The 25,761-nt window shown below is 61.9% G+C and carries 19 protein-coding genes; 12 read left to right on the top strand and 7 right to left on the bottom strand.

Annotated features, from left to right (window positions below; translation table 11 throughout):
* Positions 1 to 7: 7 nt before the first annotated feature.
* Positions 8 to 988: a phosphatase PAP2 family protein gene (locus tag B7G53_RS22495; protein ID WP_141396322.1), complete on the bottom strand. Its 981-nt coding sequence runs from the start codon at positions 986 to 988 to the stop codon at positions 8 to 10.
* A 172-nt stretch (positions 989 to 1,160) separates the two neighbouring features.
* Positions 1,161 to 2,666 (bottom strand): tryptophan halogenase family protein, encoded by a 1,506-nt coding sequence (locus B7G53_RS10930; RefSeq protein ID WP_096667489.1) that lies wholly within the window; start codon positions 2,664 to 2,666, stop codon positions 1,161 to 1,163.
* A 60-nt stretch (positions 2,667 to 2,726) separates the two neighbouring features.
* Between B7G53_RS10930 and B7G53_RS10925 the strand changes: the two genes are divergently transcribed.
* On the top strand, positions 2,727 to 3,782 hold the full coding sequence (locus B7G53_RS10925) for an IS630 family transposase (RefSeq protein WP_096667487.1): 1,056 nt from the start codon (positions 2,727 to 2,729) through the stop codon (positions 3,780 to 3,782).
* Positions 3,783 to 3,824: 42 nt separating this feature from the next.
* Here B7G53_RS10925 and B7G53_RS10920 read toward each other — a convergent pair whose 3' ends face one another.
* From B7G53_RS10920 to hppD, 3 genes are all read right to left on the bottom strand, one after another.
* Complete coding sequence (locus B7G53_RS10920; RefSeq protein WP_176491336.1) at positions 3,825 to 5,600, bottom strand: adenylate/guanylate cyclase domain-containing protein; 1,776 nt, start codon at positions 5,598 to 5,600, stop codon at positions 3,825 to 3,827.
* 117 nt (positions 5,601 to 5,717) lie between these two features.
* On the bottom strand, positions 5,718 to 6,572 hold the full coding sequence (phhA, locus tag B7G53_RS10915) for a phenylalanine 4-monooxygenase (RefSeq protein ID WP_096667483.1): 855 nt from the start codon (positions 6,570 to 6,572) through the stop codon (positions 5,718 to 5,720).
* A gap of 113 nt (positions 6,573 to 6,685) precedes the next feature.
* Positions 6,686 to 7,822, bottom strand: coding sequence for a 4-hydroxyphenylpyruvate dioxygenase (gene hppD / locus B7G53_RS10910; protein ID WP_096667481.1), 1,137 nt, complete (start codon positions 7,820 to 7,822; stop codon positions 6,686 to 6,688).
* A 126-nt stretch (positions 7,823 to 7,948) separates the two neighbouring features.
* Here hppD and B7G53_RS10905 point away from each other — a divergent pair, with 126 nt between their 5' ends.
* The 4 genes from B7G53_RS10905 (at position 7,949) to lnt (ending at position 11,985) form a co-directional block, all read left to right on the top strand.
* Positions 7,949 to 8,422 (top strand): Lrp/AsnC family transcriptional regulator, encoded by a 474-nt coding sequence (locus B7G53_RS10905; protein ID WP_096667479.1) that lies wholly within the window; start codon positions 7,949 to 7,951, stop codon positions 8,420 to 8,422.
* A gap of 244 nt (positions 8,423 to 8,666) precedes the next feature.
* Positions 8,667 to 9,392: a GNAT family N-acetyltransferase gene (locus tag B7G53_RS10900; protein ID WP_096667476.1), complete on the top strand. Its 726-nt coding sequence runs from the start codon at positions 8,667 to 8,669 to the stop codon at positions 9,390 to 9,392.
* An 85-nt stretch (positions 9,393 to 9,477) separates the two neighbouring features.
* Positions 9,478 to 10,332, top strand: coding sequence for an HlyC/CorC family transporter (locus B7G53_RS10895; RefSeq protein ID WP_096667474.1), 855 nt, complete (start codon positions 9,478 to 9,480; stop codon positions 10,330 to 10,332).
* Between the two features lie 24 nt (positions 10,333 to 10,356).
* Positions 10,357 to 11,985 (top strand): apolipoprotein N-acyltransferase, encoded by a 1,629-nt coding sequence (lnt, locus tag B7G53_RS10890; RefSeq protein ID WP_096667472.1) that lies wholly within the window; start codon positions 10,357 to 10,359, stop codon positions 11,983 to 11,985.
* Here the strand turns inward: lnt and B7G53_RS10885 are convergent.
* Positions 11,965 to 13,725 (bottom strand): N-acyl-D-amino-acid deacylase family protein, encoded by a 1,761-nt coding sequence (locus B7G53_RS10885; protein ID WP_096667470.1) that lies wholly within the window; start codon positions 13,723 to 13,725, stop codon positions 11,965 to 11,967. The genes lnt and B7G53_RS10885 overlap by 21 nt on opposite strands.
* The gene (locus B7G53_RS10880; protein WP_096667468.1) at positions 13,706 to 14,581 is read right to left on the bottom strand and encodes a bile acid:sodium symporter family protein; all 876 of its coding nucleotides are present in this window, start codon (positions 14,579 to 14,581) and stop codon (positions 13,706 to 13,708) included. Before B7G53_RS10880 ends, B7G53_RS10885 begins: the two co-directional genes overlap by 20 nt.
* A gap of 118 nt (positions 14,582 to 14,699) precedes the next feature.
* On the opposite strand from B7G53_RS10880, the gene glyQ reads away from it, so the two are divergent.
* The 7 genes from glyQ (at position 14,700) to B7G53_RS10845 (ending at position 25,721) form a co-directional block, all read left to right on the top strand.
* Positions 14,700 to 15,605 (top strand): glycine--tRNA ligase subunit alpha, encoded by a 906-nt coding sequence (gene glyQ, locus B7G53_RS10875; RefSeq protein WP_096667466.1) that lies wholly within the window; start codon positions 14,700 to 14,702, stop codon positions 15,603 to 15,605.
* 2 nt (positions 15,606 to 15,607) lie between these two features.
* A complete protein-coding gene (gene glyS / locus B7G53_RS10870; RefSeq protein ID WP_096667525.1) occupies positions 15,608 to 17,737 on the top strand; it encodes a glycine--tRNA ligase subunit beta in 2,130 nt (709 codons plus the stop codon).
* Between the two features lie 24 nt (positions 17,738 to 17,761).
* On the top strand, positions 17,762 to 18,319 hold the full coding sequence (gene gmhB, locus B7G53_RS10865; RefSeq protein WP_096667464.1) for a D-glycero-beta-D-manno-heptose 1,7-bisphosphate 7-phosphatase: 558 nt from the start codon (positions 17,762 to 17,764) through the stop codon (positions 18,317 to 18,319).
* 83 nt (positions 18,320 to 18,402) lie between these two features.
* Entirely contained in the window at positions 18,403 to 19,158 is a 756-nt protein-coding gene (locus tag B7G53_RS10860) for a lysophospholipid acyltransferase family protein (RefSeq protein WP_096667462.1), read from the top strand.
* Between the two features lie 41 nt (positions 19,159 to 19,199).
* Complete coding sequence (locus B7G53_RS10855) at positions 19,200 to 20,213, top strand: M48 family metallopeptidase (RefSeq protein WP_096667460.1); 1,014 nt, start codon at positions 19,200 to 19,202, stop codon at positions 20,211 to 20,213.
* 157 nt (positions 20,214 to 20,370) lie between these two features.
* Positions 20,371 to 20,811, top strand: coding sequence for a response regulator (locus tag B7G53_RS10850; RefSeq protein ID WP_096667458.1), 441 nt, complete (start codon positions 20,371 to 20,373; stop codon positions 20,809 to 20,811).
* Between the two features lie 218 nt (positions 20,812 to 21,029).
* The gene (locus B7G53_RS10845) at positions 21,030 to 25,721 is read left to right on the top strand and encodes a PAS domain S-box protein (RefSeq protein WP_096667456.1); all 4,692 of its coding nucleotides are present in this window, start codon (positions 21,030 to 21,032) and stop codon (positions 25,719 to 25,721) included.
* Positions 25,722 to 25,761: the final 40 nt, after the last annotated feature.

The raw sequence follows: 25,761 nt of genomic DNA, 5'->3' as shown, positions 1-25,761 counted from the left end.
GGCGGGCTTACTTGAGGGGTTGCCACTCTTTGGCGGCTTTGGTCCACATGAATTCAAGCAGAGGCGAGGCGGCAATGGCCGATGCCGACGACGAGTATTCGTAGTAGCCGCTCTTGTTGTCTGTCATGGAGATGCGTGGGTCGAAGTCGATCTCGGTGTCTTTGGGGCCGTGGAACTTGGGACCGACAAAACCGCGCTCATGCAGTTTGAGCTTGCCGGTACAGCGAGCTACAAAAAAATCTGCCAGCGCAGTCCCCAGTAGCCGGCCTGCAGCGCTGTCCACCGGGTAATGCAGGCCTGCCACTGTGCGGTTCACGGCAATACGCGAGGCTTGTCGCTCCAATTGCTCCTTGCATTTTGAGCCATGTGGCAACAGTGATTGAAGAACTGCCGCAACGGTGAAGGCTTCGGTTGCGTGGCCGCTAGGCCAGCTGGCGTGTCCGGGAGTGGGTATCATTGGCTGAATTTGCGGAGACAGATCTACCGGACGCGGACAAGCAAAGGCGTGCTTGAAGCGCATCTCGACATGCGAAGCAAGCAACAACGCAAGGTCAATTAGTTCCAAAGTCCATTTGTGGCGATGGGCGGTGAGGCCGACCACAGAACCCCAGAATGGAACTTGGGGGATTGTTTCGGTCAGAATTTCGCTTCCCCGAGATTGACGGAGCTCAGCGTAGTTTGATACCAAGTCGGCTTGCTGCTTGAATATGTGTGCTGAGGGCCGCGTTAGCCGAACAAGAGAACTACCCTTGAAATGGCTATTTTCCAAATCGACAAAACCTAGCATCAGTGTTTCCTTGTCTTGACTTGTGCCAAAGTGCAGTCCCGACAATAATTCGAGACTACAGATTTGCTGACGTGGACCGACGGCCCATTCCGCAAGGCGATCTGGTTTGTCCAGTGGTATTGGCAGCACGATAGGCAGCGTCGCACCTTGGAACGGACCGACCAAGGCCGCACGGCTCTGCGTCAATGCGTCGGACAGCATGGGGTTGAGTTCCGATCCTCCGCCGCCTCCCGCTCCCCATCCTCCGGTGCTGCTCCATCCACCCCATCCCCCGGTACTGCTCCATCCACCCAATGCACTCATCCTGATCTCCTTAGGTTGCCTTGTCTGTCCAATGCCTATGTCGCCGCGAATAGCCCGATACGGTGAGGCTCTAAAGCATCGTTGTATTGCTGCTCACGGAGCGTTGGTATCGTTCGATAAAATTTTCTAACGTTATATGAGCTGATTGCTCAAGCAGCGCCAATTGAGCAACAGTGGACTCTGGCGAAACTATGCCCATAGCTGACCCAACAGTTTCCCAGCTCGCCACCCCAAAAAGTATGACTCCACCCATTTGGTAGGGTACGAGATCGGCGATTCGAGGGGTGCGCGCTGAGAAGGCTTCTTTTAGTTCCAGATAGCGGTCTGGACGTGCAGCTTTTCCTACGTCCATCCAAAATGGTGTGTCGGCTCGACTGGTGTCGTAATGCATCACCAGAAAATCAACTATTCCATCCCAGAAATTGGCTACATCGGCATTGAAAATATTCAGTACCCTCTCGGGAATCACTCGCTGATTTTCCCGCATCAAATTGCCGAAGAAGGCGAGTTGATAGAGTGTCTGAGCAATGGAGGTCGCCTCAAGTGGCTCAACAAAACCCGACGCCAGTCCCACGGCCATAACGTTGGAATGCAGACACTTCTTTAGCCGCCCTGGACTAAAACGTAGACGATTGACGGGTACGATTTCCTGTTTCCAATGCAGCTCGAGTTCTCGTAGAACTTCAGTTTCTGAGATATGTGCACTGCTGTAGACGTACCCGCAACCTAGTCGGCCTTGAGTTGGAATAGTCCACATCCAGCCACTGTTCATCGCTTTGGAATGTGTGATCAGAGAGGGGTTTTTGTCTTTCTGCGGGAGAAGAAACGGCAACGCTGCATCCAGTAGCAGGTACTTTTGAAAAGATTCCCACTCGATGCCAAGGCCTTTGCCAAGAATCAGTCGACTAAATCCCGATGCATCGATGAAGAAATCACCGTCGAAATTACCCTTGTCGGTGTTAACGGTAGTCACCTTCCCCTGAGGGTCAACGGTAACGGCCTGTACCAGTGCATCAACGCGTTTGATGCCACGAGACTCCGCTTTCTCTCGCAAAAAAGTTGCTAGGCGCCGGGCGTCAAAATGATAAGCAAAGACCTCTTTGTCGCTGCGCTGTATGTGGGCTGCAACCTCGGCTTGGCTGGCTTTGCGCTGCATAAGGTGGGCGGCATCCGGAAAGCGATCCAGGGCCATGCCCCGGTTCAGCAAGGTTGAACTTAACGGGTAGAAACCGTGTTCTTGCCATTCCATGAGCCCCAGATCTTCCCGAATTGTGGAAAACATATGGTGATACTTTTCTTCTCCACCGCTACGCCAGCCCTCAAAACATACGCCAAGCTTGTAGGTTGACTGAGTAGCGGACATGAAAGTGGTCCGGTCAATCTGGTAGCGTTTAAGAGCTAAATCTAAATTGGGAATGCTGCCTTCACCCGCACCCAGGATGCCGAGTTGCGCTGATTCGATCAGCAGCACTTCAACTGACAGTGGAAATGAGTGGCGCATTTCTAAGGCGGAAAGCCATCCGGCTGTACCGCCACCGACAACAACTATTCTTTTTGCGCCAAGCAGGTTTAGCATCTAGTGGACTGTAACAGTTAAAAAGGAAGTATCATTACAACCATTCCATTGGAGGTTGCGATGAAACTGACCAAAAGCGAACGCATGGAACTTCAACAGCAAGCTGCAGCGAGGAATGGCAGGGCCGATTCGGCGCGCCACGCCCGATTGATTCTGCTGCTGGCCGATGGCCTTACCTGGGCTGAGATTCGCGTCAAGCTGGACTGCAGCGACAGCTACATTGACCGGTGGAGCAAACGTTTCGCCAGTGACCGCTTGGCGGGTCTGTTTGCTCGCCACGCCGGGCGTGAGCGCTACAAAGTGACAGATCGCCTGGAAGCTCGGGTGCTGGCGCGCACCACCAAACACAAACCTGCTGACGGCTCCACACATTGGTCCTCGCGCAAACTGGCTGCCGAGTTGGGTGGTGACATCTCGCACATGACGGTGGCCCGCATTTGGACCAAGCACGGCATCAAGCCGCATTTGCTTGAGGGCTATCTCACCTCCAATGATCCGGACTTTGAGACCAAGGCCGCTGATGTCATCGGGCTGTACCTGAACCCGCCTCAGAACGCGGTGGTGTTCAGTGTGGATGAGAAGACGGCGATTCAAGCGTTGGATCGCCTGGACCCGGTGCTGCCACTGTCGCCGGGGCGTGCTGAGCGTCACGGCTTTGAATATTTCCGGCACGGCACGCTTTCGCTGTACGCGGCCTTCAACACCAAGACCGGTGAGGTGCTGGGCAAGACAGCTACTCGGCACACCTCGGCCGAGTTCGTGGCGTTTCTCACGGACATCGTGGCCAACCAACCCAAGGGCAAAGAGATTCACGTCATCGCCGACAACCTCTCGGCCCACAAGACCAAACATGTTGACGAGTTCCTGGCGACCCACAGCAACGTTCATATGCACTTCACCCCCACGTACTCCTCTTGGCTCAACCAGGTGGAGTTGTGGTTTGCCAAGATCGAGCGCGACGTCATCTCCCGTGGCGTGTTCACGTCCTTGCCTGATCTCAAGAGAAAGCTCATGCGATATATCCGTCAGTACAACGAACAGCCCAAACCCGTGAAGTGGAAGTACTGCGATCTGTCACGCCGTATTACTGCCGATTCAAACGTTACAGTCCACTAGGTACCCAAAAGCTACGTTTAAACAGAGCGGCAGCAGCAGCGATCAAGTTGGCACTCCGGCCATCCTAAGAGCCTCAGCAAACGTTTTAGCTTTTTCGTCAAATTGTGCGCCGGACTTTCGCGCCAAGAATTTTGAAATGGTGAATCCCGGATCCAGTGCCAATAACTTGGTTGTTTGCGTTTTGGCCTGTTCAATTTGCCCAGACATGGCCTGCGCAATAATCAGTGCTCTATGTGTGGACACATGTGTAGTGTTGCTTCGTAGCGAAGTCTGGGCTAGTTCAATTGCGCGAAGGTAGTTGCCTGCAGACAGATTGACAGATGCTGCCAGCGATTGGTAAAAATATTTAGCTGGATCCAACGGGGAAAGGGCAATTGCCTTCTCGATGGCTTCCAGCGCCAAATGGTCTTTGCCGGTAAACCCGTACAACATGCCCATGAATAACCATGCCAAGGACTCGCTCGGGTTTGCGTCAATAGCAGCACGATACTTTTGAAGCGCCCCGTCGAAATCCTTAAGAAGGTTGCAACGAACAAACCCGTCAATTGATAGTGCCATGGACGATGTAGAGTCCATATCAAGAGCCCGGCTCGACTGACTCAGCGCCAGTTTCGCCGTGTCTTCAGGATTGGCTGACCATCCTTGTTCCACTTGAAGAACATGCCATTTTGACATCCAGGCCCACAATACAGGATGCCGTTGGTGACGTTCTATAAGAAGCTCAAGCAATTTATGTGCTTTAAAAAAATCATCACGAGTGGTTCTATGCATGAGCGTCACCGCGCCCAGCATCGCTGAATGGCTCTCCAGAGTAGGCAGTGGTTTTGTCAATGCCTTTTTTACTTCGGTTTTCAAGATGGCCGAATACACCGCAGCGGCAATTGAGTGCGAAATTTCGCTTTCTACCCGCAAAAGGTCGCTCACATCGCCATTTATACGATCTGCCCAGATGACCTGTGCAGCCCGTGCATCTGCCAATTCGGCGGAGATAAGCAGCTTGTTACCCTGCGCGACATAACTCCCACTGAGAACAAATGTGGCACCAAGATGCGTCTCAATGTCAGACAGCGAGGCGTTGCGACCGCAGAACACGCTGGAGGATAAACGAGAAATTACCCGAAGATCCGCTGTACGGCAGAGTTGACCGATAACACTGTCAGCAAGCAGTGCACCCACCGAAAACTGGCTCAACTCGCTGTTGTGAGCCTCAAACGGAATAACAGCAACCGTGGGCTGGATTGGTGCTGTGTACTCTCTTATGGGTATTACAACTGACGCATGCCCTGCGGGGCCGGCCCGATATGCTCGTACTGTATTTTGTACATGCTTCAGATGACATTCGCCTAAGTCTTCAATATCGACGTCAACGTCGACAATGAGATGGTCTCGCAATTCTGCCGTTACCACAATCTCGCCCGGCCCGGCCAGAGTGCTGACGCGCGAAGTCAAGTTAACGTCAGTGCCATAGATGTCGTGCTGGTCAGTCACAAAGCTGGCGAGGTGCCCGCCCATGCGCAGGTGCATCTGGTGGTCGGGTGGCACGCCGGCATTGGCTTGCCGGGCGAACTGGTGCAGGGCAAAGGCGGCCTTGACGCAACTTTGGGCGTTGGCAAACTCCAGCATCAAGCCGTCACCCAGACTTTTTACGATGCGGCCGCCATGCAGCGGTAGCACGTTCTGCTCCGCTTCTTCCACGAGTTGTTGCCACCGCCGTACAAAGCCATCCTGGTCCTGCTCCATGATCCTGACCGACTCCACCACGTCCATGACCAGCAACACTTTCGTGCTTCTTGTCATGTTGGCAGGTAGTTCAATCAACGGGAGCCTCATCGTAGACGGTGTAACAAAATTTTACCTCCTCATTTTGTAGGAGGAAACCGTCCCGGACCACCATTCAATGGTTGCGGCGCCCCTGCTGCGCCGCGTGATGTTGTTTCAGTGTTGAACGACCTCTTCTTCAGGCGGCCTTGCACCGGCGGCGATGTCGGGCAGGCCCTGGAGGCGCTGGTAGATTGGTGTGAAGTCGGGGGCAGTCTTGTCGAACAGCTCCTGGAAGCTGTTGATGACGAAGTAGGTCTGCTGGTAGCTGTCGATCTTGTAGCGGGTGCGCATCACGCGTTCAATGTCCAGCGGCAGACGCTGGGGCTCGAGGCTTTGGACCGCATGCTGCAGCTCGCCCGATGAGCTCAGGATGCCGGCACCGTAGGCGCGCAGCCCGTCCTTTTGCTGGATCAGGCCGAACTCGACGGTGTACCAGTAGAGCCGGCTCAGTTGTTCGCAGGCGCCCAGGCCGTGCGCCTTGAGCCCGCCCTTGCCGTATTCCTGCATGTGGTCGGCAAAAATGGGGTTGAACAGCAGCGGCACATGGCCGAACAGGTCGTGAAAGACGTCGGGCTCGACGATGTAGTCGAACTCTTCCGGCTTGCGTATCCAGTCGGTTACCGGAAACTTGCGATTCGCCAGCAGCGTAAAGAAGGGCACCTCGGGAATCAGCCCGGGCACGGTGACAATCTCCCAACCCGTGGCCTGGCGCAGGCGCTGGTTGATGCCTTCAAAGCGCGGAATGTGGTCGCTGGCGCCCAGCGAGGGCAGGGCGGCAATGAATTCGTCGCAGGCCAGGCCGGGCAGCAGCGCGGCCTGGCGCGCGTACAGCCTCCGGTAAGTGTCGTGGTCGGCGGCGGTGTAGCTGTCGTAGTCCTGCGGGCAGGTGTAGTCGGCGCCGGCGCGCGTGTAGTCGCCGCGCGGTGGGCGCTCGCTGGCGCCGTAAACAACCGGTGGCGCAGCGCCCACGCTCCCTCCTGCGTGTGGTTCGCTGCCCCCCGAGGGGGCCGTCGCTTGCCCGGGGCGGCCCTTCGCGGCGCGGGCTGCGTCACCGCTGATCGCTGCGTGTGACAGGGTGGTTGTCATGCTGTTTGCAGCACGCCGCGGCGCATCTGGTCCAGCTCCATGGTTTCAAACAGCGCCTTGAAGTTGCCTTCGCCAAAACCCTGGTTGCCCTTGCGCTGGATGAACTCGAAGAAGATCGGGCCGAGCTGGTTCTCGCTGAAGATCTGCAGCAGCAATTCACCGGGCTTGCCATCCACCAGGATGTTGCGCGCCTTCAGCTCGGCTACGTTTTCGCCGTGGCCCGGAATGCGTTTGTCGAGCAGCTCGTAGTAGGTCTCGCTGGTGTTGAGCAGCTTGATGCCGCTCAGCTGCAGCGCGTCCACCGTGGCGTACAGGTCGTCCGAGCCCATCGCAATGTGCTGGATGCCTTCGCCCTGGTAGCGGTCGAGGTACTCCTGGATCTGACCGGCTTTTTCATTGCCTTCCTCGTTGATCGGGATGCGGATCTTGCCGCAGGGGCTGGTCATGGCCTTGCTCTTGACGCCGGTGGCCTGGCCTTCGATGTCGAAGTAACGCACCTCGCGGAAGTTGAACAGGCGCTCATAAAAGCCCGACCACTCGGCCATGCGGCCGCGGTGCACGTTGTGCGTGAGGTGATCGATGTAGGTCAGCCCATGGCCGACCGGGTTGAGTTCCGCACCCGGCAGGGGCTCGAAGTCCACATCAAAGAAACCGATGTTGCCGATGTCGCCTTCCTTGGCGCCGTTTTTGCCGCGCCAGCGGTCGATGAAATAAATGATGGAGTCGCCAATGCCCTTGATCGCCGGGATGTTCAGCTCGCCGGGGCCGGCGGTGTGGGCATAACCCCAGGCGCCCAGGGAAATGGCGCGTTCGTAGGCGGCCTTGGCGTCCTGCACGCGAAAGGCAATAGCGCAGACGCTGGGGCCGTGCTGGCGTGCAAAACGCTGGGCAAAGGAGTCGGGCTCGGCGTTGATGATGAAGTTGATGCCGCCCTGGCGGTACAGCGTCACGTTCTTGTGGCGGTGTTTGGCAATCGGCTTGAAACCCATGCGCTCGAACAGGGCGCCCATCGCGGCCGGGTCCGGCGCGGCGTATTCAATGAACTCGAAGCCGTCCGTGCCCATGGGGTTGTCCCAGGCAACTGCGGCGGGCGGCGCTGAAGCGGGGGCGGGTTTGGTAATGGCGGCGTTCATGCGTGTCTCCATGCGGTTCAGAAGTAAATAGCGGCACATCCACTCTAAACGTGCGGCGCAGCAATTTTTATGCAAAACACGGCGCCAAACTTGATAGGTGCGCATAAAACCTGCAAAATATGACAAATGGAAGCACTCGACAAGCTGGACAAGCTCATACTGCGCAGCCTTCAAGCCGACGGCCGGGCGACTTACGAACAGATCGCCGAGCAGGTCAGCCTGTCGCCCAGCGCCGTGCTGCGGCGGGTCAAGCGGCTGGAGGAAAGCGGGGTGATCGACCGCTATGTAGCCCTGGTCAGGCCCGAGTCGGTCGGGCTGGGGCTGACCGCCTACATCAACGTGCGGCTGGAAAAACACACGGAATCGCACAAGCGCAACCCCATGGACCTGTTTCGGGCGAGTGTGCAGACCTGGCCCGAGGTGGTGGAATGTGCGGCGTTGACCGGCGAGATGGACTACCTGCTGCGCGTGGTGGTGGCCGACATGGGCCACTACAGCCGCTTCATCATGGACACGCTGCTCAAACACCCCAGCGTGCAGGACTGCAAGACCAGTTTTGTGCTGGACCGCGTGAAGTCGACGACGGCGGTGCCGGTTTGATGCGGGGTCGCCAAAGCGGGCCAGGCCAGGGGTTGATTTAGGGGGCGGCCCCCTTTTAATGTCGATTAATGCCGGTTCGAGAGGCGCCTGGCGGGGGAAATTGCTATTGTATTCATAGCTACTGGCGCCCATTTTTAAAGGAAAAAAGGCCTTTTTGACGATAAACTTGAGCGCCTCCCCCGGTCTGTCGGATTAAATAGCCTGCAGGGCTGGACATTCTAGGGAAAACCCTTATATTGAACCCATGGTTACCCCCGGCACATTGATCAAGGCGTCCCTTTCTGCGGGCAAGGAGTTTTTCCGCCCGCCCGTGGACGATGCCACGCGCGCGCCGCACAGGCCGCCTGTGCTGGTGCCCATCCGCTCCATCGGTCCCACCCACGGCGAACGCATCGAAAAACACCTGCTGGCGCTGGATCCGCATGACCGTTACCTGCGCTTTGGTTACGCCGCCCGCGACGAGCAGATCCGCCGTTACGTGGCGGGCCTGAACTTCGAGCGCGACGAGATCTTCGGCATCTACAACCGCAAGCTCGAGCTGATCGCCATGGCGCACCTGGCGCTGTCGATCGACCCCGAGCTGAAAAGCTGCGCCGAATTTGGTGTGTCGGTGCTCAAGCACGCACGCGGGCGCGGTTACGGCGCGCGCCTGTTCGACCGCGCCGTCATGCATTCACGCAATGAGGGGGTGAGCATGATGTTCATCCACGCGCTCAGTGAAAACACCGCCATGCTCAACATCGCCCGCAAGGCCGGCGCCGTGATCGAGCGCGACGGCTCGGAAAGCGAGGCCTACCTCAAGCTGCCCCCGGCCGACCTGGACTCGCGCGTGACCGAGATGGTCGAGGAGCAGATTGCCCAGACCGACTACCGCCTGAAAGTCCAGGCCAAACAGTTCTGGAACATCCTGGCCATGGTTCAGGAAGTGCGGCAGGGCGTGCGTGACAGCCGCGACCGCATGCCGATGTAATGCTTTGGTAGGTGCCTCCCCGGGGAGGCCGGGCAAGCTGTGAATTACGTTATCCTTGGCAGCTTGCCAACTACCGAACACCTCCGTGTCCGACACCCCCCCCAGTAGACCGCCCAAGCCCGAAGACAAACGCGGCTTCCTCCAGAAGCTGGCTGAAATGCTTCACCCCGGGCCCGATTCCAAAGACGAGCTGATTGAAACCCTGGTCGAGGCGCAGGACAACGATGTCATCGGCGCGCAAAGCCGGGAAATGCTCGAAGGCGTGATCCGCATGGCCGACATGACGGCCGGCGACGTGATGGTGGCAACGCCCCGCATGGACGTCATCAACATCGACGCGCCGTTCGACGAGTTGCTGCACCTGGTGATCGACACCGCCCACTCGCGTTTTCCCGTTTACGAAAACGAAAAAGAAAACATCATTGGCATCCTGATGGCCAAGGATCTGCTCAAGCTGCAGCGTGCACCCGAGCTCAACATCCGCGCGCTGCTGCGGCCGGCGGTGTTTGTGCCCGAGAGCAAGGGCCTGAACGACCTGCTGCGCGAATTCCGCGGCAACCGCAACCACCTGGCCATCGTCATCGACGAGTTTGGCCGCGTCGCCGGCCTCATCACGATTGAAGACGTGCTCGAGCAGATCGTCGGCGAGATCGAGGACGAGTTCGACATCGCCGAGGACGAGGGCGACATCTTCGGCCTGACCGACCACACCTACCGCGTCAGCGGCGACACCTCGATCGAGCGTGTCAACGAGGCCTTCAGTGTGCTGCTGCCCGAAACCGACTTCGAAACCATAGGCGGTCTGGTGGCTCACGAGATGGGCCACGTGCCCAAACGCGGCGAACACTACGCACTGGCCGGCCTGCAGTTCACCGTGCTGCACACCAAAGGGGGCGCCGTGCGCTGGTTCAAGGTTTCGCCCGTCGCCACGAGCACCTGAGGCGCGGCGGACCCAAAGCAGCGGATGGCACGGAACTCGATCCACAGCATGATCTCGGTGCTGCCGACGCTGCCAGCCCTGCTGGAGCATGTCCGGCACCCGCAAGCGCGCCGGGGCCTTTCCTTTCTCGACATTGCTATTGTTTTAATAGCTGGTTGCACCCACGCCTTGAGCGTTGCATGGCCTTTTTCCTCTGGATTGGCACAGGGCCAGCCGGTCTGGTGGCTGCAGCTGCTGGCCCTGGCCGCGCTGGTCCGCTCTCTGGACCGCTGCGCCCGCTTCAAGCAGGGACTGCTGCTGGGCTGGCTGTTTGGCAGCGCCTGGCTGTGCGGCATTTTCTGGTGGCTGTTCATCTCGCTGCATGTATACGGCGGCCTGGCGGCGCCGCTGACGGTGCTGGCCGTGGGCGGTCTGGCGATTTTTCTGGCCACTTACTACGCGGTGGCCTGCGCGGCCTATGTCCAGCTGGCGCCCGCCGGCCGGACGCGCCGGGCGCTTGTTTTTGCGGCCCTCTGGCTGCTGGCCGAACTGGCCCGGGTCGAGTTTTTCACCGGCTTTCCCTGGGGCGCGGCCGGTTACGCGCACCTGGACGGCTGGCTGGACGGGTATGCGCGCTGGATCGGGGTGCACGGCATCACCTTCCTGGCCGCTTTACTGGCTGCCAGCTTGGCCGGCCTGGGCCGGTCACGGCGCCAACTGGTGGTGTTCCCGGTGCTGGCGGCGCTGATCGTCGCGGGGGCGCTGGCGGCAGGAAAGCAGACCTCCACCTCGGCCGGCAGCCTGCAGGTGACGCTGCTGCAGGGCAACATACCCCAGGACGAAAAATTCCAGCCCGGCACCGGTCTGCCCACGGCGCTGCGATGGTACGGCGAGCAGCTGCAGGGCGCCAAAACCGCGCTGGTGGTGGCGCCGGAGACCTCGCTTCCGCTGCTGCCGCAGCAACTGCCCGACGGTTACTGGCGCGCCGTGCAGGCACGTTTTGCCTCGGGCCAGCAGGCGGCGCTGATCGGCATGCCGCTGGGCAGCTACAGCGCGGGTTACGCCAATTCGGCCGTGGGGCTCAAGCCGGGGGCGGCCCAGGCCTTCCGTTTCGACAAGCACCACCTGGTGCCCTTTGGCGAGTTTGTCCCGCCGGGCTTTCGCTGGTTCATCAACCTCATGAACATCCCGCTTGGCGACTTCACGCGCGGCCCGCTGGGCCAGCCTTCGTTTGACTGGCAGGGCCAGCGGCTGGCGCCCAACATCTGCTACGAGGACCTGTTTGGCGAAGAACTGGGCGCCAGTTTCACCAATGCAGCCACGGCGCCCACGGTGCTCGTCAACCTCAGCAACATCGGCTGGTTCGGCAACACCATTGCCATCGACCAGCACCTGGCCATCTCGCGCATGCGGGCGCTGGAGTTCGAGCGGCCCATGCTGCGCGCCACCAACACCGGCGCCACGGTGATCATCGACCACCGCGGCAAGGTCACCCACGAACTGCCGCGCCACACGCGCGGCGTGCTGGTCGGCGAGGTGGAAGGCCGCAACGGCATCACGCCTTACGCCTGGTGGGTCTCGCGTTACGGCCTCTGGCCGTGGTGGGCCCTGGGCCTGGGTGTCGCGGGCCTGGCGCTGGCTTTTCGCTTGCGTTCAGGCCGCTTGCTGGCCTGAACGCACGAGCCGGCCCGGCCGCGCGGCCGTGACCTCGCCCTCGCGCGCCACACATTGGCCGGCGACCCAGGTGCCGATGTAACCCTGCGCCTTTTGCAGAAAACGCTTGCCGCCGGCAGGCAGGTCGCGCACGAGTTTCGGCACACCCACGCTCAGGCGGGTCGGGTCGATGACGTTGATGTCGGCCCGCAGGCCGGGCGCCAGCAACCCGCGGTCGCCCAGCCCCAGGTAACGCGCATTGCGCGAGGTCATCATTTCCACCGCCTGCTCCAGCGGCAGGCGGTCCTGCGCGCGGCCCTGCACCCAGTGCGTGAGCATGAAGGTGGAAAAACTTGCGTCGCAGACGGTGCCCACATGCGCGCCGGCATCACCCAGGCCGAACAGCGCGCGCGGGTGGCCCAGCATCTGGCGCACGGTGTCCAGCGAGCCCTGGTTGTAGTTGAAGATCGGGAAGTACACCAGCTGGCTGCCGTCGCCTTCGCTGAAGTAGTCGTACAGCGCCTCCAGCGCCGTGGTGCCGCGCTGTTTGGCGCGCACCAGGAAACTCTGCATCACGTTGGGTTCGTAGTTGAGCGTGGCGTCGAGCGGGAACATGCGTCCGGCAATCATTTCAATGCGTGCCAGCAGCATGTCCACCAGCGGCGGGATCGGTGTGCCGTCGCCCGCCAGGCGTTCGGATTGCTCGCCCAGTATGCGGGCTTTTCGGGCGGGTTCCCGCATGGCTGCTGCGCGGTCAGCTACTGAAAGCGTAGCAATTTCCTTGTAGCCCGGAAAACCCATGAAGGGGTGAAAACTTGCGTCCAGCCCATTGATGACGCCAATGCCGCGCGCCGCGGCCTGCAGGTACAGCGGCAGGCCGCGCGCTACGGCGGCTTCCACGCGGGCCTGCATGGCCAGGTACTGCTCACCGCCCGGGTCACGCTGCAGCCAGCTCATGGACAACGGTCGCCCACTGGCGGTTGCGAGCTGCTCGACCAGGTCGAACTCGGCATCGAAGTTCTGCGGCCCCTGCATCAGGTCGAAGTCGCTGACGACCTGCACCACGCCGTGGTTCAGGCCTTCGAAGGCCCCCGCAATGCCGGTCAGTTCGGCCGCGCTGGCAATCGAGGCCGGCGTGTCATGCCCCTCGGCCGTGCGGTGGTTGTCTGAGCGGCCGGTGGAAAAACCCACCGCCCCGGCCGCCAGCGCGATGCGCAGGTGCTCGCGCATGGCAGCAATGTCCTGCGCGCTGGCGGCTTCGCGTGCCTCGGCGCGTTCGCCCATCACCAGCATGCGCAGCGGGTCGTGCGGCACCATGGCCAGAAAGTCCAGGCTGTGCGGCATGGCGTCGAGCGCGTTCAGGTAGTCGCCAAAACTTGCCCATGAAAATTTCACGCCTTCGGTCAGCGCCACGCCGGGGATGTCTTCCACGCCCTCCATCAGCTTGATCAGGCGGTCCTCGCTGCCGGGCCGCAGCGGCGCGAAGCCGACGCCGCAGTTGCCCATGACCACGGTCGTCACGCCATGGTGGATGCTGGGGCTGAAGGTCTCGTCCCAGGTGGCCTGGCCGTCGTAATGGGTGTGGATGTCCACAAAACCCGGTGTGACCCAGGCGCCGCTGGCGTCCACGGTGTCGCGCGCGACCGTGCTGATGCGGCCGATCTCCACGATGCGGCCTCCCTGCACGCCGATGTCGGCCACAAACGGCGCGCCACCGCTGCCGTCAACCACGGTGCCGCCCTTAATGAGCAAGTCGAGCATCTTTTTTCCTCCAGAAGTAGGCCAGCGACAGGCCGCTGACGATGTGCCACATGCCCCACAGGCTGGCAATGATGACCATGCCGAGGTCCGAGTTGAATTGCACGGCAATGATGCCCAGCGCCAGGCCCGAGTTCTGCATGCCGCCTTCGATCATCACGGCGCGCCGGTCGCGTTCGCTCACGCCCATGGCCTTGCTGGTGGCCCAGCCGAAAAACAGGCCGCTGGCGTTGTGCGCGATCACGATGGCCAGCATGGGCAGCAGGCCCAGCGTCAGCAGCTGGCGCTCCTTGATCAGCCCCAGCACGATGAAGGCCAGCAGGGCCAGCAGCGAAAAGTTGCCCAGCGGCTTCTGGATACGCGCCGTCAGCGCAGGCAACTGGTGCGAGAACACCAGGCCCAAGGCCATGGGCAGGGCCAGCAGCAGAAACAGGCTGATCCAGATGCCCGAGGGGTCGATGTCCAGGGTCTTGAGCCAGCCGGCCGTGGCCGGGTTGGCCGCCACCATCCAGCTGAAGTTGAACGGTGTGGCAACCAGCGCAATGATGCTGGCCACGGCCGACACGCTGACCGACAGCGCTGTGTTGCCGCGGCCCAGGTGGGTGACCACGTTGCTCAGGCTGCCGCCGGGGCAGGCCGCCACCAGGATCATCGCGGCTTCCACGTTGGGCGGCAGGTCCAGCGCCAGGGTGGCCAGCCAGGTGCCCACGGGCAGCAGGATGAACTGCGGGATCAGCCCGCAAACCACCGCCCTGGGCGTTTGCGCGACGCGCCTGAAGTCGCTCACCCTGAGCTCCAGCGCGACCGAAAACACCATGGTGGCCAGCACCAGGCTCAAAATCAGTTGTTGGGTTGTCATGACACTTTCCTTGTGTCTCAGGGTAACCCGGTGAAAGCTCCGTAAAATCAAGGGTTTTCGCGGGTTCAGGCCCGCGCGGTCCCTTACCCGCGGCCCTGCGTCGCCGCACACCCTATTTATGTTGACCTTTCAGCAAATCATCTTGAAGCTCCAGTCCTACTGGGATGCCCAGGGCTGCGCACTGTTGCAGCCTTATGACATGGAAGTGGGCGCCGGGACGTCGCACACTGCTACGTTCTTAAGAGCGCTGGGTCCGGAGCCATGGAAGGCCGCTTACGTGCAGCCGAGCCGCCGGCCGAAAGACGGCCGTTACGGCGAGAACCCGAACCGCCTGCAGCACTACTACCAGTACCAGGTGGTGCTGAAACCCGCGCCCAGCAACATTCTGGAGCTGTACCTGGGCTCACTGGAGTCACTGGGTTTTGACCTGAAGAAAAACGACATCCGCTTTGTCGAAGACGACTGGGAAAATCCGACGCTGGGCGCCTGGGGCCTGGGCTGGGAGGTCTGGCTCAACGGCATGGAAGTCACCCAGTTCACCTACTTCCAGCAGGTCGGCGGCATTGACTGCCGGCCGATCACCGGCGAGATCACCTACGGCCTGGAGCGCCTGGCCATGTACCTGCAGGGCGTGGACAACGTCTACAACCTGCAGTGGACCGACAGCATGAGTTATGGCGACGTCTACCTGCAAAACGAAAAGGAACAGTCGGCCTACAACTTTGAACACAGCGACGCCGATTTCCTGTTCACCGCCTTCACCGCCTACGAGAAGCAGGCCAAACACCTGATTGACGTGCAGCTGGCGTTGCCGGCCTACGAGCAGGTGCTCAAGGCCGCACACAGCTTCAACCTGCTCGATGCGCGTGGCGCCATCAGCGTGACCGAACGCGCCGCCTATATCGGCCGCATCCGCAACCTGGCGCGCGCCGTCGCGCAGAGTTATTACGAATCCAGAGAGCGCCTGGGCTTTCCGATGGCGCCGCGCGCGTGGGTGGAACAGATGACGAAGAAGGCCGCATGACCATGACAACGCAAAACCTTCTGGTCGAACTGTTTGTGGAAGAGCTGCCGCCCAAGGCGCTCAAAAAACTGGGCGATGCCTTTGCCGGTGTCCTGTTCGAGCAGCTCAAGGCCCAGGGCCTGGCCAGCGCCGACGTTTCCGTGGTGACGGCGTATGCCTCGCCGCGCCGCCTGGCTGCGCATGTCACGCATGTCTGGCGCAAGGCCGCCGACAAGGCGGTGCAGCAAAAACTCATGCCGGTCTCGGTGGGGCTGGACGCTTCCGGCAACGCCACGCCGGCGTTGCTGAAAAAGCTACAGGCCCTCGGTGCCGACGTGTCCGACCCGGCTGCGGCCGTGGCCGCCCTCAAGCGCGCGCCCGACGGCAAGGCCGAGGCGCTGTTCTACGACAGCCTGGTGACGGGCGCTGCGCTGGATACCGGCCTGCAGAAAGCGCTCGAAGAAGCCATCGCGAAGCTGCCGATTCCCAAGGTCATGAGTTACCAGCTCGAGACCGACTGCGCGCTGCCCGGCTGGAGCAGCGTGAACTTCGTGCGTCCCGCGCACGGCCTGGTGGCGCTGCACGGCAGCACCGTCGTGCCCGTCACGGCGCTCGGCCTGAAGGCGGGCAACACCACGCAGGGCCACCGCTTTGAAGCCAAGGTGTCGCCCGTGGTGATCCTCGATGCCGACGCTTACGCCCAGACCTTGCTGGGCGACGGCGCGGTGATCGCCAGCTTCAACGACCGCCGCTTTGCCATCGTGCAGCAGCTCGCGCAGGCGGCCGAGCGTCTGGGCCCGGGCTACGAGGTGCTGATGGACGAGGACCTGCTGAGCGAGGTGACCGGCCTGGTCGAGCACCCCAATGTGCTGGTGTGCGAGTTCGAGTCGCAATTCCTCGACGTGCCGCAGGAGTGCCTGATCCTCACGATGAAGGCCAACCAGAAGTATTTCCCGCTGGTCGACGCGAAGGGCAAGCTCACCAACAAGTTTCTGGTGGTCAGCAACATCAGCCCGGATGATGCGAGCGCGGTGATCGGTGGCAACGAACGCGTGGTGCGGCCACGCCTGGCCGACGCCAAGTTCTTTTTTGACCAGGACCGCAAGAAGACGCTGGCTTCGCGTGTGGCGGGACTGGACAAGGTGGTGTATCACAACAAGCTTGGCTCCCAGGGTGAACGCGTCCAACGCGTGCGCGCGATTGCCGAAGCGATCGCCAAGCGCCTGGGCGCCGATGTGGCCGACGTGCAGCGCGCGGCCGAACTGGCCAAGACCGATCTGGTGACCGACATGGTCGGCGAGTTCCCGGAGCTGCAGGGCATCATGGGGCGTTATTACGCGCTCAACGATGGCTTGAGCGCCGAGGTGGCCGATGCGATCGAGGACCACTACAAGCCACGTTTTGCCGGCGACGAATTGCCGCGCAACACCATCGGCGTGATCGTGGCGCTGGCCGACAAACTTGAAACCCTGGTGGGCATGTTCGGCATCGGCAATGTGCCGACCGGCGACAAGGACCCGTTTGCCTTGCGGCGCCACGCACTGGGCGTGATCCGCATGCTGGTCGAGAAAGACCTGCCTCTGAAGCTGGCCGAACTGGTCGCGGACGCGATGCCGGTCTTTGGCGACAAGATCACCAACGCTTCCACCGCATTGGTCGATTTTGTGTACGACCGCCTGGCCGGTTCGCTGCGCGAACAGGGCTTCAGCGCGCAGGAGGTGGATGCCGTGCTGGCGCTTCAACCCCAGCGCCTCGGCGATGTCGCCAAACGCCTGTCGGCCGTACGCGCCTTCGCCGCGCTGCCCGAAGCCCCGGCCCTGGCCGCCGCCAACAAACGCATCGCCAACATCCTCAAGAAGGCGGGCGACGTCGATGCCCATGTCAGCGAGGTGCTGCTCCAGGAGCCCGCTGAAGTCGCCCTGTACGCCGCCATGAAAGAGGTGGCGCCCCAGGCCACCACCCAGTTCGAAGCCGGTGACTACACCGCCTCGCTGCAGACGCTGGCCGCCCTGCGCGCGCCGGTCGATGCCTTTTTCGACGGCGTGATGGTCAACGCCGAAGAGATGGATTTGCGCCTGAACCGGCAGGGCCTGCTCAAGAGTCTGCACGACGCCATGAACCGCGTCGCCGACCTGTCCAGACTCGCGGCATAAGCCAGTCACCACAGACGACATCCCATGAAACTTGTCATTCTTGACCGCGACGGCACCATCAACAGCGACAGCGAGGATTTCGTCAAGACGCCTGACGAGTGGGTGCCGCTGCCCGGTGCGCTGGAGGCCATCGCACGCCTGAACCACGCCGGCTGGCATGTGGTGATTGCGTCCAACCAGTCAGGGCTGGGGCGTGGCCTGTTTGATGTGGCGTCGCTCAACGCCATGCATGCCAAGATGCACAAGATGCTGGCCGCTGTGGGCGGGCGCATCGATGCGGTGTTTTATTGCCCGCACAGCCCGGAAGAAAGCTGCACCTGCCGCAAGCCCCTGCCCGGATTGTTCGAGCAGATAGGCGCGCGTTTTGGCGTGCCGCTCAAGGGCGTGCCGACCGCCGGTGATTCGGTGCGTGATCTGCTGGCGGGTGCTGCCGCGGGTTGCGAGCCGCACCTGGTGCTGACCGGAAAATCGGCAAGGTACCGGGACGGCGGCCAGCCGGAAGGCTTGCCGCCCGGCACGCAGCTGCATGCCGACCTGCCGGCCTTTGTGGCATTCCTCCTGGAGCGCAGTGCCTCCGCCTGATGCTATAAAAAAAGTAGCTCCCTGCGTCCTGTTTAAAAGGGATGTGGCCATGTGTTGCTTGAAAATCGACTGAAAAACACACCATGCCCCTGATTCGCTCCGTCCTGCATCTTCTGTGGATGATTGTTACCGTGATTCCCTGGGGGCTGGCTGTCCTGATTTTTTCGCTGTTTGGCAGCAGTACGCAGATTTACTGGATGTGTGCCGGCTGGCTGCGCCTGGCTGTCAGCGGTGGCACGGTGATCCTCGGCATCCGCAACCGCGTGACCGGTATGGAAAACCTGCCGACCGGCGAGACCAGTGCGGCCGTCCTGCTGCTCAAGCACCAGAGCACCTGGGAGACGTTTTCAATGCCGACATTGATGCCGCACCCGTTGGCCTATGTCTTCAAGAAGGAGCTTTTGTACGTGCCTTTTTTCGGCTGGGCCATGGCGCGCATGGACATGATCCACATCGACCGCAGCCAGCGCACGCAGGCCTTCAACAAGGTGGTCGAGCAGGGCCGCCGGCTGATGAGCCAGGGGGTCTGGGTCATCATGTTTCCCGAGGGCACGCGGATTGCGCGCGGCAAAAAAGGCGTCTACAAGTCCGGCGGCACGCGGCTGGCCATCGAGACGGGTGCGCCGGTGATTCCGGTGGCCGTGACATCGGCCAAGTGCTGGCCGCGCAAGGCCTTCATCAAGAAGCCGGGCATCGTCGACATCTCGATCGGCAAGCCCATCAGCAGCGTGGGCCGCAAGCCCGAGGAACTGATGCGTGAGGTCGAGGCCTGGATCGAAGCCGAAATGCGCCGACTCGACCCCGAGGCCTATCCGGAAACTGCCGGCGCCAGCGCGTAGGGACCGCCCCCGGCAAGCCGTCACAGCGCTAAACTGTTTGCATGCAACGGTTTCTCCAGTTCACGCTTGACCTTTTTGACCTGGAGCCTGCCAGGCCTGCGGCAACGCCTCCTGGAAAGCGTGCCGGGCCAAGGTCAAATCAGCCTCCAGCCCATGTCGGCCCTTCGGATGTCGCTATAAAAAAAGTAGCAGATGACGCGCCGGACGCGCTAGCGCCCCAAACCCTGGCGCAAGTGCTGGCGCCGGCCACCTACCGCCACCCTGCGGCCACACGCGAGGCCCTGCTGGAGGGCGCCGTGGTGGCTTACCAGTTCCGGCGTGGCAAGCGGCGCACCATCGGGTTTTCAGTCGGCGCCGAAGGGCTGGTCGTCAGCGCGCCCAAATGGGTGCCGCTGTATGACATCGACAAGGCCGTACAGGAAAAATCCGGCTGGATCGTGCGCAAGCTGCAGGAAACCCGCGCCCGTCACGACCGACTCGAGTCGGCGCGCATCGAATGGAAAGACGGGGCGACCCTGCCTTTCCTTGGCGAACCCGTGACAGTGGTGATTGACCCGCGGCATGCCTTTGGTGCGGTGGGCGGTGAACTCAAGAGCCTCGCTGGGTCCGGGTCTGTACTGAACACCGGCGCCAGCACGCCTGACAGCGGCCTGCCAGGCGAGGCGAACCTGAGCTTGCACATCGCCCTGGCGCACGATGCGACGCCGGAGCAGATCCGCGACTCCGTGCAGGCCTGGCTGATGCGCCAGGCCAAGCGTCTCTTCACCGAACGCCTCAACCACTTTGCGCCCCACCTCGGTGTGCAGTGGCGCAAGCTGAGCCTGAGCAGCGCCGGAACGCGCTGGGGCAGCGCCAGCGCCGATGGTGCGATCCGGCTGAACTGGCGGCTGATTCACTTCAAGCAGTCCGTGATCGACTATGTGGTGGTGCACGAGCTGAGTCATTTGCGGGTGATGGACCACAGCCCGCGTTTTTGGGACACTGTGCGTACGGTGGTTCCTGACTATGCCGAGCTGCGCAGCCAGTTGAAGGAAGAGGCGGTCCCGAGGTGGTAGCGGCGAGGGCGGACCAAAGAGTCCCTCAGGGGCCCTTGGGGCGCGACGGAAAAGCGGTCATAAGTTGCTGGACAATTGTGTAAACTTCTGTAATATGTCAAATATGATAAATATGACAAAAGCACTAGAGAAGTCGCGATGAACATAAAGGTTTTTTATGCATGACAAACCCATTCTCGTGGTGGAGGACAATCCCGACCACTTGGAGCTCACTGTCCTGACTTTGCAGGAGCAGGGCGCGGACACGGCCATCGTGACCGCGCGCGATGGCGCCGAGGCGCTGGATTACCTGTTTGGCCAGGGCGCCCACGCAGGGCGAGATACACAGAAACAGCCGGCCTTTGTCTTGCTTGACATGAAGCTGCCCAAGCTGTCTGGCCTGGATGTTTTGCGCAGCCTGCGCAGCAACCCGTTGACGGCGCTGGTTCCGGTGGTCATGCTGACCTCGTCGAGCGAGCAGTCCGACATCATTGCCTGCTACCAGAGCGGCGCCAACGGCTTTGTGCGCAAGCCGGTCGATTTCGGCGACTTCACGGAAAAGCTCAGTCGTCTGCAGGACTACTGGCTGCGGGTCAACGAGTCCATCGCCGCCGCTTGACCGCCGCTTGGCCGGCCCTTGCGACCAGGTGGGAGGGCTGTCGCAGATGACTTACAGTCGGGTGAGTCCATCTGAAAGCGGCCGCTGGCGGCCTGCTTCGGCAACACCGTCCGAATGAACACCGACCTGATTCCTTTTCAAGCCCTTCAGCCCCGTCCCATGTGCGCCTGTCCGGGCGCGTCCCGCCCCCGTTGGCCCATGCCGCAGCGGGTTAGCGCATGAAAGTGAATGTCAGCCTGCGCACGCGCATTGTCGTCCTGGTACTGGTGGCGATTGTTCCGCTGTTCGGCCTGTCGATGTTCAAGGCGCTGCATAACGCTGACGCTGAGGTGGAACGCGCCAAGGCCAACCTGCAGTTCGCCGCTTCGCTCGCCGCAGCGAGCCAGGAGCGGGTGGCCGACTCCGCCCGGCAGGTGCTGACCCTGCTTGCTTCGCTGCCGGAGGTGCAGGACAGCGACGCCGCCGGGTGCGACCGCCATTTTTCCAGCCTGACCCGCCATCTTCCCGAATACGCCAATCTCGGCGTCCTGGGGCTGGACGGACAAACCCGTTGCCACGCGCTGGGGAGCGCCAAGAAAGCCTTTCTGGGTGATCGCACCTATTTTCGCAATGCCATCGCCCAGCGCCGCTTTGTGGTGGGCACCTATGCGGTCGGACGGCTTGCCGGCACGCCAGTTCTGACCTTTGCGTTGCCTGTCATGGGCGCGGATGACAAGGTGACCGGGGTGGTGTACGCCTCCTTCGATCTGGCCCGGATGGCCGACACGATTGCGGGCATACAGCTGCCGTCGGGGGCTGCGCTGGGCGTTCAGGACCGCGAGGGTGCCCTGCTGGCGGGCAGACCGGCCCTGCCTATCCGCGTGGGCGACAAGGTTCGCAGCCCTGTCTTGCAGGAAGCAGTCAAGGCCATGAGCACCGGGGTGCGCGAAGGACCGGATGGCGGGGGCCATGAACGTTTGTGGGCGTTCATGCCGAGCAGCCCGAACACGGAAGCGGCGGTTTTCGTGTCGGTCAGCATGGACCGCGACCTGATCGTCGCGCCTGTCCGGCGCCAGCTGTGGCTGGAGCTGGCGGTACTGGCGCTGGTGGCGCTTCTTGGCGGGGGGCTTGCCTGGTTGATTGCCAGCCGTTCGATTGTGGCGCCGGCCCGCCAGCTTCTTCACGCCACGCGAGAGCTGGAAAAGGGCTTTCTGGACGTGCGCGTGCCCATGAGGCCGGGTGAGGTCCAGAGTGAATTCTCCAGAATTGCATCGGGCTTCAACCTGATGGCTGACTCGCTGCAGCATCGCGAAAGGGCTCTGGAAAATGAACTGACGCGAAACCGGCAGGCGTATGCCGCGCTGGAGCTGACCATCAACAGCATGCAGGAAGGCCTGCTGGCGGTGGACGCCGCCGGACGGGTGATCCTGGTCAATCAGACCGCCTCCCAGTTGTTCGGCATTGATGACACCTCCATGGTGCTGGCGCCGCTGTGGCCCCAGCGCCAGGGGCTGTTTGTCCCGGACACGCAGCGTCTGTATGGTTTCGAGGACCTGCCCCTGCACAAGGCCCTGCGCGGCGAGAGCGGCGGCCCCCTGCCCATGCTGGTGCGCAACGAGCGCGAGCCGGTGGGCCGCCTGATCAGCTGCACCTACCGTCCGATGCAGGGCGCGGACGGCATTGTGGGCGCCTTGATGGTGTTTTCAGACATCACCCACATGCAGCAGCTGCAGCTGGAGCAGATGCGCAGTTACGAGCAACTCAGCGAGGTCCAGCGCAAGCTGCTCAATGCCCAGCGGCTGGGGCGGATCGGCAACTGGGAGCTGAACCTGATCACCGGCCAGCTCTGGTGGTCCGACGAGGTGTACGAACTCTTCGGGTTGACCCAGGCGGGCTTTGACGGGCGACCGGACACCGTGATTGCGATGATCCATCCGGAAGACCGTGACGGCTACCTCCGTGTGCGGGAGGCTGCCATACAGGCGGGCCAGCGCATGGACGTGGAGTACCGCATCCGCACCGTGGACGGGCAGATCCGCTGGATACACCAGCTCGGGGAGTCCCAGGCTGACGGCAGCGGCCAGGTTGTGTGGCGCGCCGGCGTGGTCCAGGACATCACGGCCCGCAAGCAGGCGGAACTGGCCAGTGCCCGCCACACGGAGTTGCTGCAGCAGACCGGTGAGATGGCCCGGATCGGGGGCTGGGAGTTCACCGTCGAGACCATGACGCCGTACTGGTCCGCAGAGGTGTACCGGATTCTTGACCTCGATCCGTCCGTGGTACTGGGGACGAAACAGGCGCTCGGCTTCCATCCGCCGGAGATGCAGCCCCTGGCGCGCGCGACGCTGGCCGCGGCGCTGGCCGACGGCACGCCCTGGGACATGGAGGCGCCGCTGGTCACGGCGCAGGGACGCCGCATCTGGGTGCGCACGCGGGGCCATGCCCTGTTGAGGGACGGCAAGGTCGTGCGCCTCATGGGGGTGCTTCAGGACATCACCGACCAGCATGAGTCCCAGGCGCAACTCCGGTTGCTGGAGGCCGCCATTTCCCGGCTGAACGACATCGTGCTGATCACCGATGCCGATTCGCTGGATGAGCCGGGGCCGCGCATCGTGTTTGTCAACAACGCGTTTGAGCGGCGCACCGGCTACAGCCGCGAGGAAGCGCTGGGCCGGTCACCACGTTTTCTGCAGGGCCCGCAAACCCAGCGTGCCGAGCTCGATCGCATCGGTTCGGCGCTGCGCAAGGGGGAATCCGTACGCGCGGAGCTGATCAACTATAAAAAAAGCGGTGAGGAGATCTGGCTGGATCTGGACATGGTGCCCATTGCAGACACGCAGGGGCGGGTGACCCACATCGTCGCCGTCGAGCGCGACATCACCCGGCGCAAACTCGCCGAGCAGGCCATGATCGACAGCGAGCAGCGTTATGCAGCCCTGTTCAAGGCTGCGCCTGTACCGATGTGGATCGTCGACGCCGAGACCTCCCGGTTTCTCGCGGTCAACGAGGCTGCGGTCTCGAACTATGGCCACTCCCGCGAAGAGTTTTTACAGCTGACGCTGTTCGATATCCGGTCCGAGGGGGAGCAGGCCCGGTTGAGGCAGCATCTTGCCCTGGGCATCAACGGCCAGCCGGGCCGGTGGCTGCATCTGCGCAAGGACGGCATGGAATTTCCCGTGGAGACCGTGGCCCGGGCCATCACCTACATGGGCCAGGAGGCGCGTTTCGCGGTCGCTCTGGATATCACCGCACAGGTCAGGGCCGAAAAGGACGTACAGGACTACCTGTTCACGCTGCAGCGTGCCGCCGACGCGACCCACGCGATCACGCGCCACCGCACCGTCGAAGCAACCATGCAGGAAACCGTGGACCAGGTGCGGGCCGTGGTGGGTGCCCACCAGGCCGTGGTGAGCCTGACGGTTTCCGGAGAGCAGGCGCGGACTGTCAACGCTGTGTCGCATTCGGACAAATATGCCCACTGTCGCGATCTGGTGCGACTGACGCATGGCTGTGGCCTGGATGCCGTCGTCTGCGAAACCAACCGGCCGATGCGCTTGACCCAGTCCGGGCTGGAGGCGGATCCGCGCTGGGTCGGTGCAGGCGATGGCGCCGGGGCAGGCGCCTTCATGCGGGGCTGGCTGGCGGTTCCTCTCACCGGCCAGAGTGGCGAGAACATCGGGCTGCTGCAGTTGAGCGATAAATACGATGGCGAGTTCACCCTGCAGGACGAGTATGTGGGTACCGAGCTCGCACAACTGGCGTCCATCGCCATTGAAAACAGCCAGCTTTTTGAGCAGGTCCAGCGGCTCAACCAGGGGCTGGAAGAAAAAGTCGTGGAAAGGACTGCCGCTTTGGCGCGGCAGGAGGCCCTGTTCCGGGCGCTGGCCGAGCAGGCCCCGCAGATCATCTGGAATGTTGACGTCGACGGCAAGGTGACCTACCTGAACCGCAAGTGGTATGAGTTGATGGGTGGGACACCGGCTGACTGGATGGGGCACAAGTGGACCGCCGTGGTGCACCCGGACGACATCGCTGACATGTCTGCCAAATGGGAGATGTCCCGCCGGACCCTGACGGCTTACGTGGGGATGCGGCGACTGCGTGCGGCGGACGGCACTTACCACACCATGTCTTACCGGGCTTCCCCGGTGCTGGACGATCAGGCCAACGTGATGTTCTGGGTCGGCATCGACGCCGACGTGACTGACATCAAGGACATTGAGTCAGCCCTGCGCTTGTCCAACCAGGAACTCGAAGCCTTTTCCTACTCGGTTTCGCATGATCTGCGCTCACCATTGAACACGGTGGACGGTTTCAGCCGCCTGCTGGCCAAGCAGCTCAACGCCGGCAGCCCGAACGAAAAAATCCAGCACTACCTGTCGCGTATCCATGCGGGTGTGGCCCAGATGGGGCGGCTGATCGAGGACTTGCTGTCGCTGGCGCAGGTTTCGCGCATGCAATTGCGCCATGAAGCGGTGGATTTGAGCGTGATGGCGCGGGAAGTTGTCGATGAATGCCAGGGACGCAACCCGGAGCGCGTGGCCAGCATCACCATCGAAGAGGGCTTGCAGGCCCAGGGCGACGGGCGACTGATCCACGTGGTGATGGAAAACCTGCTCGGCAACGCCTGGAAATTTTCTTCCGGGCGGTCCCATACCGATATCCGGGTCGGACGAACGACCGACGCTGCCGGGCTGTCTGTGTTTTTCGTGCAGGACAACGGCGCGGGCTTTGACATGGCCTATGCCGACAAGCTATTCCATACCTTTCAGCGGCTGCATGCGGTGACCGAGTTTCCAGGCACCGGTGTGGGTCTGGCCACCGTCAGCCGGGTGATTGGCCGCCATGGCGGCAAGGTCTGGGCTCAGGCTGAACCCGGCAAGGGGGCCACCTTCTTTTTTACCCTGCCAGGCGGCGGGGCCGTCGCTTGAAGGCGGCACAGGGGGGGCAGTTGTAAAAAATGGCTATGAA

It is taken from the genome of Polaromonas sp. AET17H-212 (assembly GCF_002379085.1).
In the GTDB taxonomy this organism is placed as follows: domain Bacteria; phylum Pseudomonadota; class Gammaproteobacteria; order Burkholderiales; family Burkholderiaceae_C; genus Polaromonas.
Note: the sequence above shows the minus strand (reverse complement) of the source record. Positions and strands in the feature narration are given on the sequence as shown.

Coding starts and splice junctions, on each gene's coding strand:
- B7G53_RS22495 (WP_141396322.1), bottom strand. CDS start 988: ATGCTGTCCGACGCATTGACGCAGAGCCGTGCGGCCTTGGTCGGTCCG.
- B7G53_RS10930 (WP_096667489.1), bottom strand. CDS start 2,666: ATGCTAAACCTGCTTGGCGCAAAAAGAATAGTTGTTGTCGGTGGCGGT.
- B7G53_RS10925 (WP_096667487.1), top strand. CDS start 2,727: ATGAAACTGACCAAAAGCGAACGCATGGAACTTCAACAGCAAGCTGCA.
- hppD (WP_096667481.1), bottom strand. CDS start 7,822: ATGAACGCCGCCATTACCAAACCCGCCCCCGCTTCAGCGCCGCCCGCC.
- B7G53_RS10905 (WP_096667479.1), top strand. CDS start 7,949: ATGGAAGCACTCGACAAGCTGGACAAGCTCATACTGCGCAGCCTTCAA.
- B7G53_RS10900 (WP_096667476.1), top strand. CDS start 8,667: ATGGTTACCCCCGGCACATTGATCAAGGCGTCCCTTTCTGCGGGCAAG.
- lnt (WP_096667472.1), top strand. CDS start 10,357: ATGGCACGGAACTCGATCCACAGCATGATCTCGGTGCTGCCGACGCTG.
- B7G53_RS10885 (WP_096667470.1), bottom strand. CDS start 13,725: ATGCTCGACTTGCTCATTAAGGGCGGCACCGTGGTTGACGGCAGCGGT.
- B7G53_RS10880 (WP_096667468.1), bottom strand. CDS start 14,581: ATGACAACCCAACAACTGATTTTGAGCCTGGTGCTGGCCACCATGGTG.
- glyQ (WP_096667466.1), top strand. CDS start 14,700: ATGTTGACCTTTCAGCAAATCATCTTGAAGCTCCAGTCCTACTGGGAT.
- glyS (WP_096667525.1), top strand. CDS start 15,608: ATGACAACGCAAAACCTTCTGGTCGAACTGTTTGTGGAAGAGCTGCCG.
- gmhB (WP_096667464.1), top strand. CDS start 17,762: ATGAAACTTGTCATTCTTGACCGCGACGGCACCATCAACAGCGACAGC.
- B7G53_RS10860 (WP_096667462.1), top strand. CDS start 18,403: ATGCCCCTGATTCGCTCCGTCCTGCATCTTCTGTGGATGATTGTTACC.
- B7G53_RS10855 (WP_096667460.1), top strand. CDS start 19,200: ATGCAACGGTTTCTCCAGTTCACGCTTGACCTTTTTGACCTGGAGCCT.
- B7G53_RS10850 (WP_096667458.1), top strand. CDS start 20,371: ATGCATGACAAACCCATTCTCGTGGTGGAGGACAATCCCGACCACTTG.
- B7G53_RS10845 (WP_096667456.1), top strand. CDS start 21,030: ATGAAAGTGAATGTCAGCCTGCGCACGCGCATTGTCGTCCTGGTACTG.